The organism is Streptantibioticus ferralitis (assembly GCF_029223525.1).
Taxonomy (GTDB): Bacteria; Actinomycetota; Actinomycetes; order Streptomycetales; family Streptomycetaceae; genus Streptantibioticus_A; species Streptantibioticus_A ferralitis.
Genome location: NZ_JARHTQ010000020.1, coordinates 1 through 15,314, shown reverse-complemented (window position 1 = coordinate 15,314; position 15,314 = coordinate 1). Strand labels below are relative to the sequence as shown.

14 protein-coding genes are annotated in these 15,314 nt (G+C 69.4%); all 14 read left to right on the top strand.

Annotation, left to right across the window (positions count from 1 at the left end):
* Positions 1-104 precede the first annotated feature (104 nt).
* The 14 genes from P2L57_RS26110 to P2L57_RS26050 all read left to right on the top strand — a co-directional run bounded on the left by P2L57_RS26110 (position 105) and on the right by P2L57_RS26050 (position 15,132).
* Entirely contained in the window at positions 105-710 is a 606-nt protein-coding gene (locus P2L57_RS26110; RefSeq protein ID WP_275818525.1) for a PaaI family thioesterase, read from the top strand.
* Positions 707-1,282 (top strand): dUTP diphosphatase, encoded by a 576-nt coding sequence (gene dut / locus P2L57_RS26105; protein ID WP_275818524.1) that lies wholly within the window; start codon positions 707-709, stop codon positions 1,280-1,282. The genes P2L57_RS26110 and dut overlap by 4 nt, the downstream gene beginning before the upstream one ends.
* A gap of 2 nt (positions 1,283-1,284) precedes the next feature.
* Positions 1,285-2,058 (top strand): DUF3710 domain-containing protein, encoded by a 774-nt coding sequence (locus tag P2L57_RS26100; protein WP_275818523.1) that lies wholly within the window; start codon positions 1,285-1,287, stop codon positions 2,056-2,058.
* 410 nt (positions 2,059-2,468) lie between these two features.
* Positions 2,469-2,558 carry a K(+)-transporting ATPase subunit F gene (kdpF, locus tag P2L57_RS26095; RefSeq protein ID WP_275818522.1) on the top strand — a complete coding sequence of 30 codons (90 nt, stop codon included), beginning with the start codon at positions 2,469-2,471 and terminating at the stop codon, positions 2,556-2,558.
* An 8-nt stretch (positions 2,559-2,566) separates the two neighbouring features.
* Positions 2,567-4,228, top strand: a complete 1,662-nt coding sequence (gene kdpA / locus P2L57_RS26090) for a potassium-transporting ATPase subunit KdpA (protein WP_275818521.1) — start codon at positions 2,567-2,569, stop codon at positions 4,226-4,228.
* Positions 4,229-4,263: 35 nt separating this feature from the next.
* On the top strand, positions 4,264-6,363 hold the full coding sequence (gene kdpB / locus P2L57_RS26085) for a potassium-transporting ATPase subunit KdpB (RefSeq protein ID WP_275818520.1): 2,100 nt from the start codon (positions 4,264-4,266) through the stop codon (positions 6,361-6,363).
* A 6-nt stretch (positions 6,364-6,369) separates the two neighbouring features.
* Positions 6,370-7,011 carry a potassium-transporting ATPase subunit KdpC gene (gene kdpC / locus P2L57_RS26080; RefSeq protein ID WP_275818519.1) on the top strand — a complete coding sequence of 214 codons (642 nt, stop codon included), beginning with the start codon at positions 6,370-6,372 and terminating at the stop codon, positions 7,009-7,011.
* Between the two features lie 409 nt (positions 7,012-7,420).
* Positions 7,421-8,236: an SDR family NAD(P)-dependent oxidoreductase gene (locus P2L57_RS26075; protein WP_275818518.1), complete on the top strand. Its 816-nt coding sequence runs from the start codon at positions 7,421-7,423 to the stop codon at positions 8,234-8,236.
* Positions 8,237-8,253: 17 nt separating this feature from the next.
* Entirely contained in the window at positions 8,254-8,331 is a 78-nt protein-coding gene (locus P2L57_RS40890; RefSeq protein WP_372515938.1) for a 50S ribosomal protein bL37, read from the top strand.
* Between the two features lie 216 nt (positions 8,332-8,547).
* Positions 8,548-10,515 (top strand): APC family permease, encoded by a 1,968-nt coding sequence (locus P2L57_RS26070; protein ID WP_275818626.1) that lies wholly within the window; start codon positions 8,548-8,550, stop codon positions 10,513-10,515.
* A 144-nt stretch (positions 10,516-10,659) separates the two neighbouring features.
* Positions 10,660-13,218, top strand: a complete 2,559-nt coding sequence (locus tag P2L57_RS26065; RefSeq protein WP_275818517.1) for an ATP-binding protein — start codon at positions 10,660-10,662, stop codon at positions 13,216-13,218.
* A gap of 17 nt (positions 13,219-13,235) precedes the next feature.
* Entirely contained in the window at positions 13,236-13,952 is a 717-nt protein-coding gene (locus P2L57_RS26060; RefSeq protein ID WP_275818625.1) for a response regulator, read from the top strand.
* A 34-nt stretch (positions 13,953-13,986) separates the two neighbouring features.
* Positions 13,987-14,385: an OB-fold nucleic acid binding domain-containing protein gene (locus tag P2L57_RS26055; RefSeq protein ID WP_275818516.1), complete on the top strand. Its 399-nt coding sequence runs from the start codon at positions 13,987-13,989 to the stop codon at positions 14,383-14,385.
* A gap of 3 nt (positions 14,386-14,388) precedes the next feature.
* A complete protein-coding gene (locus P2L57_RS26050) occupies positions 14,389-15,132 on the top strand; it encodes a DUF3159 domain-containing protein (protein ID WP_275818515.1) in 744 nt (247 codons plus the stop codon).
* Positions 15,133-15,314 lie beyond the last annotated feature (182 nt).

Sequence of the window (15,314 nt, the reverse complement as noted above, 5' to 3'; positions counted from 1 at the left end):
GGCGCAAGCACGGGGTCCGGTGGGGATTCGCGGCCGGGCGGGCGATTCGATCCCCTGTGCGCACCGTACGGATTCCGCACCCGCAGGAGGGTAGGGTTCGGGCCGTGAGTGCAGCTACAGGATCCGACAGCGGCGTTGGCGCCGCGCTGACGCCGCCGCCCGACGTGGCTTCGCCGGTGCGCCATCCCGACGCACCCGCGCCCGGCACGCTCCTCGGTGCGCACTACGACCAGTGCTTCGGCTGCGGTGAGGGCCAGCTGCACGGGCTGCACCTCGAGGCACGGGCCGGTGAAGGGGTCACCGTCACCGCCGAGTTCACCGTGCGACCCGCCCACCAGGGCGCACCGGGCCTCGCCCACGGCGGCGTACTGGCCCTGGCGCTGGACGAGACACTGGGCTCGCTGAACTGGCTGCTGCGCGTCATCGCGGTCACCGGCCGCCTGGAGACCGACTTCGTGCGTCCGGTCCCGGTCGGTGCCACGCTGCACCTCGAGGCGCGCTGCACGGGGGTCGCGGGCCGGAAGATCTACGGCTCCGCCGTCGGCCGGATCGGCGGCTCCGACGGCCCGGTGGCGGTGCGCGCCGACTCCGTCTTCATCGAGGTGAAGCTCGAACACTTCACCAAGAACGGGCGCCCACAGGAGATCAAGGCCGCCCTCGCCGACCCCGACCAGGTGAAGGTCGCCCGCGCCTTCGAGGTGAACCCGTGAGTGACCCGCGCAATCCCGTGGATGTGCTGATCCGCCGTATCGACCCCGAAGTGCCGATCCCGGCCTATGGCCACCCGGGCGACGCGGGCGTCGACCTGGTGACCACCGAGGCCGCCGAACTCGCCCCCGGCGAGCGCATGGTGCTGCCGACCGGGATCGCCATCGCGCTGCCCGACGGGTACGCCGCCTTCGTCCACCCGCGTTCCGGCCTGGCCGCCAGGTGTGGTGTCTCCATGGTGAATACGCCCGGGACGGTGGATGCCGGGTACCGTGGGGAGATCAAGGTGATTTTGGTCAACCTGGACCCGCGCGAGAGCGTGCGGTTCGAGCGGTTCGACCGGATCGCCCAGCTGGTCGTCCAGCAGGTCGAGAAGGTCCGCTTCCATGAGGTCGCGGAGCTGCCCGGCTCTGCGAGGGCCGCACGGGGCTTCGGCTCTACTGGGGGGCATGCCGGAGGGGGTGCCTCCGATGTCGTCCAGGCTATGGGGGCGGCTGGCCCGGCGGCTCGTACGACGGGTTCTACGATCGGTAAGGGCTACGCTTCGGTCGCCGCAGACCGGGAAGGACAGTGACCGTGTTCCGTCGTCGCCGCAAGGAGCGCGAAGACGCCCTCGACGAGCTCGCCGTAGACGCGGGCCCGGACGAGACGACAGAGGACGCCGACGCGTCAGAGGAGCCGGGGGAGACCCGGCGGTACAACCTGCCGCCCGCTCCGCGTCCGGACGGACCGTGGGACATCAGCGAGGTCAGGGACCCGAACGAGGGCCGGGTCGACCTCGGCGGGCTGTTTGTGCCCGGGGTGGACGGCATGGAGCTGCGGGTGGAGGTGGCGGGCGACTCGATCGTCGCCGCGACCGTCGTGCTGCAGGACAGCGCCATCCAGCTGCAGGCTTTCGCCGCGCCCAAGTCCGAGGGGATCTGGGGCGAGGTACGTGACGAGATCGCTTCTGGGATCACCCAGCAGGGCGGTGTCATCGATGAGGTCGAGGGGCCGCTGGGCTGGGAGTTGCGCGCGCAGGTCCCGGTGCAGCTGCCGGACGGCACCAATGGCGTGCAGCTGGTGCGCTTCGTCGGCTGTGACGGTCCGCGCTGGTTCCTGCGCGGCGTCATCTCCGGCCAGGGCGCGGTCCACCCGCAGGCCGCCGGTGTGCTGGAGCAGATCTTCCGGGACACCGTGGTCAACCGCGGCGACTCCCCGATGGCCCCGCGCGACCCCGTCGTCCTCAAGCTCCCGGACGACGCCCAGATGATGCCGGAGGGCCTGCAGCAGGACCAGTCCGCACCGGGCAAGTTCTCTGACGGCATCGACCCGATGCGTCGGGGGCCGGAGATCACCGAGGTGCGGTAGCGCCTGCGGCTGGGCTGGGGGTTCGGGGGTTAGCCCCCGGATGTGCGCGGTCTCTGACGGCATCGACCCGATGCGTCGGGGGCCGGAGATCACCGAGGTGCGGTAGCGCCTGCGGCTGGGCTGGGAGTTCGGGGGCAGTCCCCTGATGGCTTGAAACCGGTGGGCCGGACCTGTGGAAACAGGTCCGGCCCACCGGTTTTTCGTGCCCGTATGGAACCCGTCAAGGGCGCGACAAAGGCCGTATGGAGGGCGTCAACGGGAGGCGCGTCGGCTGGATCGGCGGTTTCACTCGACGTTGTCCGAAATCCGATCCTGAACTAGGAGCACGCGATGGCCGACTTGGCCTTCGTCCTCACCACTCTCGCGGTCTTCGCGCTGGTGGCTCTGGTCGCCAAGGGGGTTGCGAAGCTGTGAGCGCCGAGAACATCACCGGCCTCGTCGTGGCCGTCGCCCTGCTGGGTTACCTGGTCCTCGCCCTCATCTTCCCGGAGAGGTTCTGAGCGTCCACATGAGCCCGATATTTGCAGATGTGCTCCAGGTTTCCGCGCTCATCGTGGCGCTCGCCCTGGTGTATGTGCCCCTCGGCGACTACATGGCCGGGGTCTACAGCTCGAAGAAGCACCTGCGCGTGGAGCGCTGGATCTACCGCTCCATCGGCGCCAACCCCGACACCGAGATGCGCTGGCCCGCGTACCTGCGTGGGGTGCTCGCATTCTCAGTGATCAGCGTCCTGTTCCTCTACCTCCTGCAGCGGATCCAGAACCACCTGCCCGGCTCGCTCGGGTTCGCCGCCGTCACCCCGCAGCAGGCGTTCAACACCGCCGCATCCTTCGTCACCAACACCAACTGGCAGTCCTACTCGGGCGAGACCACGATGGGCCACGTCGTGCAGACCGGCGGCCTGGCGGTGCAGAACTTCGTCTCCGCGGCCGTCGGCATCGCGGTGGCGATCGCGCTGGTCCGCGGCTTCGCCCGGTCTCGCACCGGGGACCTCGGCAACTTCTGGTCCGACCTGGTGCGCACCACGGTGCGCATCCTGCTGCCGCTCTCCTTCATCGCGGCGATCGTGCTGGTCGCCTGCGGCGCCATCGAGAACTTCGGCAACTGGCACGACCTCACCACCCTCGGCGGTGGTAGCCAGGGCATGCCGGTCGGCAGCGTCGCCTCGCAGGAGGCGATCAAGGAGCTCGGCACCAACGGCGGTGGCTTCTTCAACGCCAACTCGGCGCATCCGTTCGAGAATCCGAACGCCTTCACCAACCTCTTCGAGATCTTCCTGATCCTGGCCATCCCGTTCGCGCTGACCCGCACGTTCGGCAAGATGGTCGGCAGCGTGAAGCAGGGCTACGCGATCCTCGCCGCGATGTTCGTCATCTGGATCGGCTTCGTCGTCCTGATGACCTGGTCCGAGATGGCCCACCCGGGCGCCGCACTGCAGGCGGCGGGCGGCGCGATGGAGGGCAAGGAGCAGCGTTTCGGCGTCGGCGGTTCCTCGCTCTTCGCGGTCAGCACCACGCTGACCTCGACCGGCGCGGTGGACGCCGCCCACTCGTCGCTCACCGGTCTCGGCGGCGGCATCGCGATGCTCAGCATGATGCTGGGCGAGCTCGCGCCGGGCGGTACCGGCTCCGGCCTGTACGGCATGCTGATCATGGCGATCATCGCGGTGTTCATCGCCGGTCTGATGGTCGGCCGTACGCCCGAGTACCTGGGCAAGAAGATCGGTGGCCGCGAGATCAAGTTCGCCGCGTGCTACATCCTGATCACCCCCGCGGTGGCGCTGATCTTCACCGCCGCCTCGATGGCACTGCCGACTCCGATCCACTCCGCGGCCAACCCGGGGGCGCACGGCTTCTCCGAGGTCCTGTACGCCTTCACCTCGGCTGCCAACAACAACGGTTCGGCCTTCGCGGGCCTGAACGCCAACACCGACTGGTACAACACCATGATCGGGCTCGCGGTCATCCTGGGCCGCTTCCTGCCGATGGTGTTCGTCCTGGCGCTGGCCGGTTCGCTCGCCGAGCAGCGGCCGGTACCGGAGACCGCGGGCACCCTGCGCACCGAGAAGCCGCTGTTCGCGGGGCTGTTGGTGGGCACGGTGCTGATCGTCACCGGTCTGACGTACTTCCCGGCCCTGGCGCTCGGCCCGATCGCTGAGGGGCTGTCATGACCAGCGGCGACACAAAGACTTCTGTCGAGGAACCCATGTCCACTGAAACCCCCGTACGGGCTCCGGAACCGGAAGTCCCAGCAAACGCCCAGCCCGAAGCGGGCCGGGTCGGCGCCGGTGCGTTCGAGCCGAGGCAACTGCTGAAGTCGCTGCCGGACGCCATGCGCAAGCTCGACCCGAGGGTGATGGTCAAGTCGCCCGTGATGTTCGTGGTCGAGATCGGCTCCGTCCTGACCACGATCCTGTCCATAGCCCACCCCGGAGACTGGTTCGGTTGGGCGATCGCCGTGTGGCTCTGGCTGACGGTGATCTTCGCCAACCTCGCCGAGGCCGTCGCGGAGGGCCGCGGCAAGGCGCAGGCCGACACGCTGCGCAAGGCCAAGACCGACACCATCGCCCGCCGTCTGAACGGCGATGCCGAGGAGAGCGTTCCCGGCACCGAACTGCGCGTCGGCGACCTCGTGGTCTGCGAAGCGGGCGACATCATCCCCGGCGACGGTGATGTGGTCGAGGGCGTCGCGAGCGTCGACGAGTCGGCGATCACGGGTGAGTCGGCGCCGGTCATCCGCGAGTCGGGCGGCGACCGCTGTGCGGTCACCGGCGGTACGAAGGTGCTCTCCGACCGCATCGTCATCAAGATCACGACGAAGCCCGGCGAGACCTTCATCGACCGCATGATCAGCCTGGTCGAGGGCGCGGCCCGGCAGAAGACGCCGAACGAGATCGCGCTCAACATCCTGCTGGCGTCGCTGACCATCGTCTTCCTGCTGGCGGTCGTCACCCTGCAGCCCTTCGCGATCTACGCGAAGGCCGAGCAGTCGATGATCGTGCTGGTGGCACTGCTGGTCTGCCTCATCCCGACCACCATCGGCGCGCTGCTGTCCGCAATCGGCATCGCGGGCATGGACCGGCTGGTGCAGCGCAACGTACTGGCCATGTCCGGCAGGGCGGTCGAGGCCGCCGGCGACGTGTCCACGCTGCTGCTGGACAAGACCGGCACCATCACCTACGGCAACCGGCAGGCTTCCGAGTTCGTGCCGGTGCGCGGCACCACCGCCGCCGAGGTGGCGGACGCCGCCCAGCTCTCGTCGCTCGCCGACGAGACGCCGGAGGGCCGCTCGATCGTCGTGCTCGCCAAGGAGAAGTTCGGCCTGCGCGAGCGCCACGAGGGCGAGTTGGTGGACGCCGAGTGGATACCCTTCACCGCCCAGACCCGGATGTCGGGTGTGGACGTGGACGGCCGCAAGGTCCGCAAGGGCGCGACCGGTTCGGTGATCGCATGGGTCAAGGAGCGCGGCGGCACGGTCGCCGAGGACGCCCAGTCGCTCACCGACACCATCTCCCAGGCGGGCGGAACGCCGCTGCTGGTCGCCGTCGAGGACACTGACGGCGCCCGGGTGCTGGGTGTCATCCACCTCAAGGACGTGGTCAAGCACGGCATGCGGGAGCGGTTCGACGAGCTGCGCCGGATGGGCATCAAGACCGTCATGATCACCGGTGACAACCCGCTCACCGCCGCCGCGATCGCGCAGGAGGCGGGCGTGGACGACTTCCTCGCGGAGGCCACTCCCGAGGACAAGATGGCGCTGATCAAGCGGGAGCAGTCGGGCGGCAAGCTGGTCGCGATGACCGGTGACGGCACCAACGACGCGCCCGCGCTGGCCCAGGCGGACGTGGGCGTGGCCATGAACACCGGTACCTCGGCCGCCAAGGAGGCCGGGAACATGGTGGACCTGGACTCCAACCCCACCAAGCTGATCGAGATCGTCGAGATCGGCAAGCAACTGCTGATCACCCGTGGTGCGTTGACCACCTTCTCCATCGCCAACGACGTCGCGAAGTACTTCGCGATCATCCCCGCGATGTTCGCGATCGCGTACCCGGGCCTGGACAAGCTCAACATCATGGCGCTGCACAGCCCGCAGTCGGCGATCCTGTCGGCGATCATCTTCAACGCGCTGATCATCGTCGCCCTGGTGCCGCTCGCCCTGCGCGGTGTGCAGTACCGGCCGATGAGCGCCGACAAGATGCTGCGGCGGAACCTCGCCATCTACGGTGTCGGCGGCCTGATCGCCCCGTTCATCGGCATCAAGATCATCGACATGCTCATAACTCTGATCCCCGGGATCGGGTGACCCACCATGAACAACTCCTTCCGTAACAGTGCCCGGTTGGCCTGGGCCGCGCTGCGCGCGCTGCTCGTACTGACCGTGGTGACCGGTGTGATCTACCCGCTCGCCGTGTGGGGCGTCGCCCAGGCCGCGTTCAACGACAAGGCCAACGGCTCCCAGGTGAAGGTCGACGGCAAGGCGGTCGGCTCCAGCCTGCTCGGCCAGAACTTCAACCTGCCGAAGAAGAATCCCAACGACCCCAAGGAGACCGCTCAGCCGGACCCCAAGTGGTTCCAGCCGCGGCCTTCGGCGGCCGGTACCGACGGCTACGACACCACCGCCTCCGGTGCCTCCAACCTCGGCCCGACCAACCCGCAGTTGGTGCAGACGGTCAACGACCGGCGCAAGCAGGTCGCCGAGTTCAACGGGGTGTCGCCGTCCGCCGTACCGGTGGACGCGGTGACCGCGAGCGGTTCGGGTCTGGACCCGGACATCTCTCCGGAGTACGCCAAGATCCAGGCCAACCGGGTCGCCAAGGCCCGCCACCTGGACCCGGCGAAGGTGGCCCAGCTGGTCGCGGACCACACCGACGGACGCCAGCTCGGTTTCCTCGGGCAGCCGACGGTCAACGTGCTGCAACTGAACATCGCCCTGCAGCAGCTCGCGGGCTGACCACCCGCCCACCCGGACCACCCGGTGTGCCGAACTCCCCTTCGGCCGCCGGGTGGTTCGCATTTGCGCGACGAACTTCCATTCGCTGAAAGCGAGTTCGTTAAGGGGGTGTCAGTGGCCCGTCATCACCGTGTATGGGACATGCGGCGTTGCTTGTGGACGACGAGCCCGGCCGGTTGGATGAATGACGTGAACAGCGGAATGCGCCACGATGATCGACCCCCCAATACCGGGGCGGTCGGCCGCGCACCGCTGCGCCTGACGCGCTGACGCGTCGTCGAGACGCCCTGACGCGTCGTCTTCCCTTTCTGCCGCCGCCCGCGACGCGGGCGGCCTTTTCCGTACGCAGGCCCTCGTAGCGCGCGCACCCCGCGCGTCGCGACGGCCTGCCCTGCCCATGGATTGGACCATGTCCGAAACCACAAGCAAGAAGTCCGACGGCCGCACGGCCCTGGTCACCGGAGCGACCTCCGGCATCGGCTGGGAGACCGCGCGGCTGCTCGCAGAACAGGGCTGCACGGTCATCGTGCACGCGCCCACCGCCGAGTCGGGCGGCGAGGCCATCGACCGGCTGGTCGCGGCGGGCGCCGACCCGGCCCGGCTCTGCCCGGCCGTCGCCGACTTCACCCGGCTCGACGAGGTCGAGGCGATGGCCCGGCGGATCCGCGAAACCCACCCGCGGCTCGACGTGCTGGTGAACAACGCGGCCGTCGCCGCGCCCGAGCGGCACACCGTGACCGCCGACGGCAACGAGATCTCCTTCCAGGTCAACTTCCTCGCCGCGTACCTACTCACCCGGCAGCTCGAAGGCCCGCTGAACGCGTCCCCCGACGGCCGGGTCGTCAACGTCTCCTCGTCGCTGCACCGCACCGCTTCCATTTCCTGGAGCGACCCCAACCGGGCCCGCCGCTACTCCCGGCTCGCCGCCTACGCGCAGTCGCAGCTCGCGCTCACCGTCTTCGCCGCCGACTCGGCCGTGCGGGCGGTCAGCGTCCACCCCGGCACCTGCGAGACCGCGCTGCTTGCGCTGTACGCGCATGAGGGCGCCCCCGCTGCCGAGGGCGCGGCGCACGTGGTGCGGCTGTGCGACCCGCAGACCGAGATCGTCAACGGCGCCTACTACGACCGCTCCGAGCGCACCGCCCCCGCCCCGTCGGCCACCGAGGACCGCACCGTCAAGCGGCTCAACAAGCTCGCCGACCAACTGGTCGGCGCCCACACCTGAAGAGGAGCACACCGAGCATGTCCAAGCGCGCCCGTAAGAAGAGGGCCCGCCGCAAGAAGGCGGCCAACCACGGCAAGAAGGCCGGTCAGAGCTGACGCGCAGGCGTCAGGCAAGGGCCCCGGATCCGCTGGAGAAAGCGCATCCGGGGCCCTTGTCGTTCATGGCTTGGTACGTCATTGAGACTTCGCTCACAAGAGGTTTGACGTAACGGATACGCATATCAAAGAACTCTTTACGCATTCCTAACGCCCGAAGACCCCTTCTGGGTGACTGAATGGCCGAAATCGTGCCTAGGATCCCCTGCCGTGACCATGCTCCCCAAGCAGTTCCTCCTGGGCCGCCCACTGCGCACCGCGCAGATGGGAGAAACGCTTCTGCCGAAGCGGCTGGCCCTTCCGGTCTTCTGCAGTGACCCGCTGTCCTCCGTCGCGTACGCCACGGAGGAAATCCTCATGGTGCTGGCGCTCGGTGGCGCCGCACTGCTCACGCTCACCTGGTGGGTCGCCGCGGCGATCGTGCTGCTGCTCGTGGTGGTCATCGCCTCGTACCGGCAGACGTGCTACGCGTATCCCAACGGCGGTGGCGCGTACATCGTCAGCGCCGAGAACCTGGGGCGCAACGCGGCACTGACCGCGGCCAGCGCGCTCCTGGTGGACTACGTGCTGACGGTCGCGGTCTCGGTGGTCGCCGGCGTTGCCGCCATCACCTCGGCCGCGCCCTCGCTGGCGCCGCATGCGGTGGCACTGTCGGTCGCGTTCACCGTCCTGCTGACGGTGATGAATCTGCGCGGGGTGAAGGAATCAGGCCGGGCCTTCGCCATCCCCACCTACGGCTTCATCCTCGGCATCTACGTGATGTTCGCCTTCGCCGCCGTCCGCATGGCGACCGGGGTGCACATCCGCGCCGAGTCCGCGCACCTGTCGATCCACCAGACCGGCACCTACGCGGGAATCGGCCTGGTCCTGCTGGCGCTGCGCGCCTTCGCCTCCGGCTGCACGGCGTTGACCGGTGTGGAGGCGATCAGCAACGGTGTGCCCGCCTTCCTCAAGCCCAAGAGCCGCAACGCGGCGATGTCGCTGGTCATCATGGGGCTGTTCTCGGTGACCATGTTCATCGGGATCACCATCCTCGCCCTGGTCTACAAGGTCCATGTGGCCGAGGACCCGACCCAGTTGGGGCTGCCCGCGGGCACGTCCACGCCGACCGCCCTGGCCCAGATAGCCAAGGCCTCCTTCGGCAGTGCGACGTTCCTGTTCTACTACGTGCAGGCGTTCACCGCCGGAATCCTGATCCTGGCCGCCAACACCGCCTTCAACGGGTTCCCGCTGCTGACCTCGATCCTCGCCCAGGACCGCTTCCTGCCCCGCCAACTGCACAACCGCGGCGACCGGTTGGTGTTCTCCAACGGCGTCATCCTGCTGGCGCTGGCCGCGATCGGGCTGATCATCGCCTTCAACGCGGACGTCTCGTCGATCATCCAGCTCTACATCATCGGCGTCTTCGTCTCCTTCACCCTCTCCCAGGCGGGCATGGTCCGGCACTGGGTGAGGGAGCGCCGCCAGACCGACGACCCCGCCGCACGCCGGCGCATGCTCGGATCCCAGGTGATCAACGCGACCGGGGCCGTCTTCACCGGCATCGTGTTGGTGATCGTCCTGATCAGCAAGTTCGCGAACGGCGCCTGGATCGTCTGCATCGCCATGCCCGCCCTCTTCCTGGCGATGAAGGCGGTGCGCAAGCACTACCAGCGGGTCGCCGAGGAGCTCAAGGTGACGCCCGACGCCCGCCCCGAGCGGCCGTCCCGCAACCACGCGGTCGTCCTGGTCTCCACCATCCACGCCCCCACGCTGCGGGCGGTGGGATACGCCCAGTCGATGCGCCCCGACACCCTGGAGGCGGTCACCGTGGCCGTCGACCCGGCGGCGGCGGAGGAACTGCACAGCGAGTGGGCGGCCCACGAGATGGGCGTGCCGCTGAAGGTCCTGGACTCCCCGTACCGTGAGATCACCCGTCCGGTGCTGGAGTACGTGCGCGGCCTGCGCCGGGAAAGCCCCCGCGACGTGGTCACCGTGCTCATCCCGGAGTACGTGCTGGGCCGCTGGTGGGAGCAGATCCTGCACAACCAGAGCGCGCTGCGGCTCAAGGCCAGGCTGCTGTTCACCTCCGGCGTGATGGTGATCAGCGTGCCGTACCTGCTGGACTCGGCCATGCGGCGGGAGGAACGGTTCGGCCGTACCGCTGGTGACGACACCCCGGAGGAGTCGCTGACCAGCGTCTGAGCCCGTACGGGCAGGGGGCGGCCGGCCGGAGTCGTCAGAATCGCGTCAATACCGAGGCGGACGCCCCCACCTGCCCGATATGCCGCGAAGCCGCACCGTAAGGTCGTTGTGCCAGACCAGCCCACCCCATACGAAGATGGAGCCATGGCACGCGGCAAACTGCGCATCTACCTCGGGGCGGCCCCCGGCGTGGGCAAGACCTACGCCATGCTCTCCGAGGCGCACCGGCGCCTGGAGCGGGGTACGGACATCGTGGTCGGCTTCGTCGAGCACCACAACCGCCCCCGTACCGAGGTCATGCTGCACGGTCTGGAGACGGTGCCGCGTCGCACGATCGAGTACCGCGGCACCAGCTTCACCGAGATGGACGTGGACGCGGTGCTCGCCCGGCGGCCGAAGGTCGCCCTCGTGGACGAGATGGCCCACACCAACATCCCGGGCAGCCGCAACGCCAAGCGGTGGCAGGACATCGACGAGCTGCTCGAAGCGGGCATCGACGTCGTCTCCAGCGTCAACATCCAGCACCTGGAGTCACTCGGCGATGTCGTCGAGTCCATAACCGGGGTACGCCAGCAGGAGACCCTTCCCGACGAGGTGGTCCGCCGGGCCGACCAGATCGAGCTGGTCGACATGTCGCCCCAGGCGCTGCGCCGCCGCATGGCGCACGGCAACATCTACAAGCCGGACAAGGTCGACGCTGCCCTGTCGAACTACTTCCGGCCCGGCAACCTCACCGCGCTGCGCGAACTGGCGCTGCTGTGGGTCGCCGACCGGGTCGACGAGTACCTCCAGCAGTACCGCGCCGAGCACCGCATCTCCTCCACCTGGCAGGCCCGTGAGCGCATCGTCGTCGGCCTGACCGGCGGCCCCGAAGGCAGGACCCTGATACGCCGGGCCGCCCGGATCGCCGCCAAGGGCTCCGGCAGCGAGATCCTCGCGGTGTACGTGGCCCGCAGCGACGGACTCGCCTCCGGTTCGCCCAAGGAACTGGCGGTCCAGCGCACCCTCGTCGAGGACCTCGGTGGATCGTTTCATCACGTCATAGGCGACGACATCCCCACCGCGCTGCTGGACTTCGCCCGCGGCGTCAACGCCACCCAGATCGTGCTCGGCTCCAGCCGCCGCAAGAGCTGGCAGTACGTCTTCGGGCCCGGCGTCGGCGCCACCGTCGCCCGCGAGTCCGGTCTCGACCTCGATGTGCACATCGTCACCCACGAGGAGGCCGCCAAGGGCCGCGGCCTGCCGATGGCCCGCGGCGCCCGGCTGGGCAAGGGCCGCAAGGCGCTGGGCTGGCTGGTGGGCTGCGGCGGCGCCGTGCTGCTGACGCTGCTGCTGACCCAGGTCCATCCCGGGCTCGGACTCGCCAACGACATGCTGCTGTACCTGTCGCTGACCGTGGCGGCGGCGCTGATCGGCGGCATGTTCCCGGCGCTGGCCTCGGCGGCGGCCGGGTCCCTGCTGCTGAACTACTACTTCACGCCGCCGGTACACACCCTGACGATCAACGACCCGCACAACATCGTCGCCGAGGTGGTCTTCGTCGCGGTGGCGATATCGGTCGCCTCGGTGGTCGACCTGGCCGCCCGCCGCACCCATCAGGCGGCCCGGCTGCGTGCCGAGGCGGAGATACTCTCCCTGCTCGCGGGCAGCGTGCTGCGCGGGGAGTCCTCACTCGACGCCCTGCTGGAGCGGGTCAGGGAGATCTTCGCGATGGAGTCGGTCGTCCTGCTGGAGCGGGCCGACGACTACGGGCCGTGGACCTGCGCGGGCAGTGTCGGGCCGTCCCCGTGCGCGCGGCCGGACGACGCCGATGTGGAGGTGCCGGTCGGCGACCGTATGTCGCTGGCGCTCAGCGGCCGGGTGCTGCCCGCCGAGGACCGCCGTCTGCTGTCCGCGTTCGCCGCGCAGGCGGCCGTCCTGCTGGACCGGCAGCGGCTGCTCGGCGAGGCGGAGCAGGCCAGGGAACTCGCCGAGGGCAACCGGATCCGTACCGCGCTGCTCGCCGCCGTCTCGCATGATCTGCGCACCCCGCTGGCCGCCATCAAGGCCGCCGTCTCCTCGCTGCGCTCCGACGACGTGGCGTGGTCGCCCGAGGACGAGTCGGAGCTCCTCGAAGGCATCGAGGACGGCGCCGACAAGCTGGACCACCTGGTCGGCAACCTGCTGGACATGTCCCGCCTGCAGACCGGCACCGTCACCCCGCTGATGCAGGAGGTCGACCTCGACGAGGTGGTCCCGATGGCGCTCGGCGGCGTGCCGCCGGACTCGGTCGCCCTCGACATCCCCGAGACGCTCCCGATGATCTTCGCCGACCCCGGCCTGCTGGAGCGGGTGGTCGCCAACGTGGTGGAGAACGCGGTCAAGTACAGCCCGCACGGCGAGCGTGTCCTGGTCGCGGCGAGTGCCCTCGGCGGCCGGGTCGAACTGCGCATCGCGGACCGCGGCCCCGGCGTGCCGGAGCAGGCCAAGGACCGCATCTTCGAACCCTTCCAGCGGTACGGTGACGCTCCGCGCGGCGCCGGAGTCGGCCTCGGCCTCGCGGTGGCCCGCGGTTTCGCCGAGGCGATGGGCGGCACACTCGTCGCCGACGAAACTCCCGGTGGCGGCCTGACCATGGTCCTCACCCTCCCGGCGGCGGGCGCCGCACTGCCGACCGAGCCCCAGCTTCCGGCGCAGGCCACCTCAGGACCGGCCACCTCATGACCCGAAAGGCAGGTTCCATGCCGCAGCCCTCCGGCGGGCACACCCGGCCCCCCGTCAGGGTGCTCGTGGTTGACGACGAGCCGCAGATCGTCCGCGCACTCGTGATCAACCTGCGGGCCCGCAAGTACGAAGTGGACGCCGCACCCGACGGTGCGACCGCGCTGCAGCTCGCGGCCGCCCGCCACCCCGACGTGATCGTGCTCGACCTCGGTCTGCCGGACATGGACGGCGCCGAGGTCATCAAGGGTCTGCGTGGCTGGACCCGGGTCCCGATCATCGTGCTGTCCGCGCGGCAGGCCTCCGACGAGAAGGTCGAGGCGCTGGACGCCGGGGCCGACGACTACGTCACCAAGCCCTTCGGCATGGACGAGCTGCTGGCCCGGCTGCGGGCGGCGGTACGCCGTTCCCAGCCCACCGGCGACGGGGAGGAGGCGGTACTGGTCGAGACCGACTCGTTCACCGTCGACCTGGCCGCCAAGAAGGTCAACCGGGACGGTGTCGATGTCCGGCTGACTCCGACCGAGTGGCATCTGCTGGAGGTCCTGGTGCGCAGCACCGGTCGGCTGGTCAGCCAGAAGCAGCTGCTGCAGGAGGTGTGGGGACCGGCGTACGGCACCGAGACCAACTACCTGCGGGTCTACATGGCGCAGCTGCGCCGCAAGCTGGAGGCCGACCCGGCGCACCCCAAGCACTTCATCACCGAGCCCGGCATGGGATACCGGTTCGAGCCATGACCGGTATCCGGGTGGTGACCGGTACCCTGCCTGTATGAGTGGAGCCTCCCGTTCGGGCCGGCCGGCCGGACGCCTGCGCCGGATCCTCGACCGCCTCTCCTCCTCCCAGGAGGACGTGCACGCAGAGGACCTGCGGAAAGACTCACCGGTGGTCGACTGCACCCGGATAAGGGACTGCCACGACCGGCAGATCGTGACCGTTACCGGTACGCTACGCACGGTCACACTGCGACCGCGGGCCGGTGTGCCCGCGTTGGAGGCGGAGCTCTTCGACGGCACCGCCCCGCTCGACGTGGTGTGGCTGGGGCGCCGCAGCATCGCCGGGATAGAACCGGGACGCAAGATCATCGCATCCGGTCGGATCGCGGAGAACCGCGGCCGCCTGGTGCTGTTCAACCCCAAGTACGAGCTGCGTCCCGTCGGACAGGAGTAGCCGGTGGCGTTCACCAACAAGCGGACCGACCAGCAGGTAGACCACGGCCAGCGTCCGCAGGACGATGCCGCCGCGTCCAAGGCCGCCGCGGACGCGGCGCTCCTTGAGGCGTTCGGCGGGGTCTGGGGCATGGTGGACACCACCGTCCCCGGTCTGGTCTTCGTGGCGGTCTTCACCATCCGGCACGACCTCACCGCCTCCGCGGTGGCCGCGCTCGGCCTGACCCTGCTGCTGGCCATCGCCCGGCTGGTGCGCAAGCAGACCCTCAAGCACGCCCTGAGCGGCGTGTTCGGTGTCGCCTTCGGCGCGTTCTTCGCGATGCTCTCCGGAGACGCCAAGAACTTCTATCTACCGGGCATGCTCTACACGCTGGGCCTCGCCGTGGCGTACGTGGTCTCGGCGCTCGTCCGCTTCCCGTTGATCGGGGTGCTGCTCGGCCCGATCCTGCGGGAGAACCTGTCCTGGCGGACCCGCAACCCGGGCCGCTTCCGCGCGTACACCAAGGCCACCTGGGCGTGGGGCCTGATCCTGCTGGCCAAGTCCGCGATCCTCTTCCCGCTGTACTGGTGGGGCAACGCCACCCAGCTCGGCTGGGTCAAGGTCGCGCTCGGCATCCCGCCGTTCCTGCTCGCGGTCTATCTGACCTGGATCTTCCTGGCCAAGGCGCCGCCGCCGATCGATGTGATCGCCGAGCTGGAGGCCGAGGAGGCCGCCGAGCGCGCCAAGCGCGAGAGCGAGACCGCCTGAACGCGTAACGGCGTGGGGGCCCGAAACCAAGAGGTTGCCGGCCCCCCCCCCGACACGCGGTCAGAAAAACCAACCGTGTCCAACCGGGCCAACCACACCACCCGCCACCCCATCTACCCCCCGGCCACCGCCGCCCCCACACACACCACCAGACCCCCCCCCCCCCCCGCGGGCCTGGGGGG

Coding starts and splice junctions, on each gene's coding strand:
- P2L57_RS26065 (WP_275818517.1), top strand. CDS start 10,660: ATGGCACGCGGCAAACTGCGCATCTACCTCGGGGCGGCCCCCGGCGTG.
- P2L57_RS40890 (WP_372515938.1), top strand. CDS start 8,254: ATGTCCAAGCGCGCCCGTAAGAAGAGGGCCCGCCGCAAGAAGGCGGCC.
- P2L57_RS26060 (WP_275818625.1), top strand. CDS start 13,236: ATGCCGCAGCCCTCCGGCGGGCACACCCGGCCCCCCGTCAGGGTGCTC.
- P2L57_RS26075 (WP_275818518.1), top strand. CDS start 7,421: ATGTCCGAAACCACAAGCAAGAAGTCCGACGGCCGCACGGCCCTGGTC.
- P2L57_RS26055 (WP_275818516.1), top strand. CDS start 13,987: ATGAGTGGAGCCTCCCGTTCGGGCCGGCCGGCCGGACGCCTGCGCCGG.
- kdpB (WP_275818520.1), top strand. CDS start 4,264: ATGTCCACTGAAACCCCCGTACGGGCTCCGGAACCGGAAGTCCCAGCA.
- kdpA (WP_275818521.1), top strand. CDS start 2,567: ATGAGCCCGATATTTGCAGATGTGCTCCAGGTTTCCGCGCTCATCGTG.
- kdpC (WP_275818519.1), top strand. CDS start 6,370: ATGAACAACTCCTTCCGTAACAGTGCCCGGTTGGCCTGGGCCGCGCTG.
- P2L57_RS26070 (WP_275818626.1), top strand. CDS start 8,548: ATGCTCCCCAAGCAGTTCCTCCTGGGCCGCCCACTGCGCACCGCGCAG.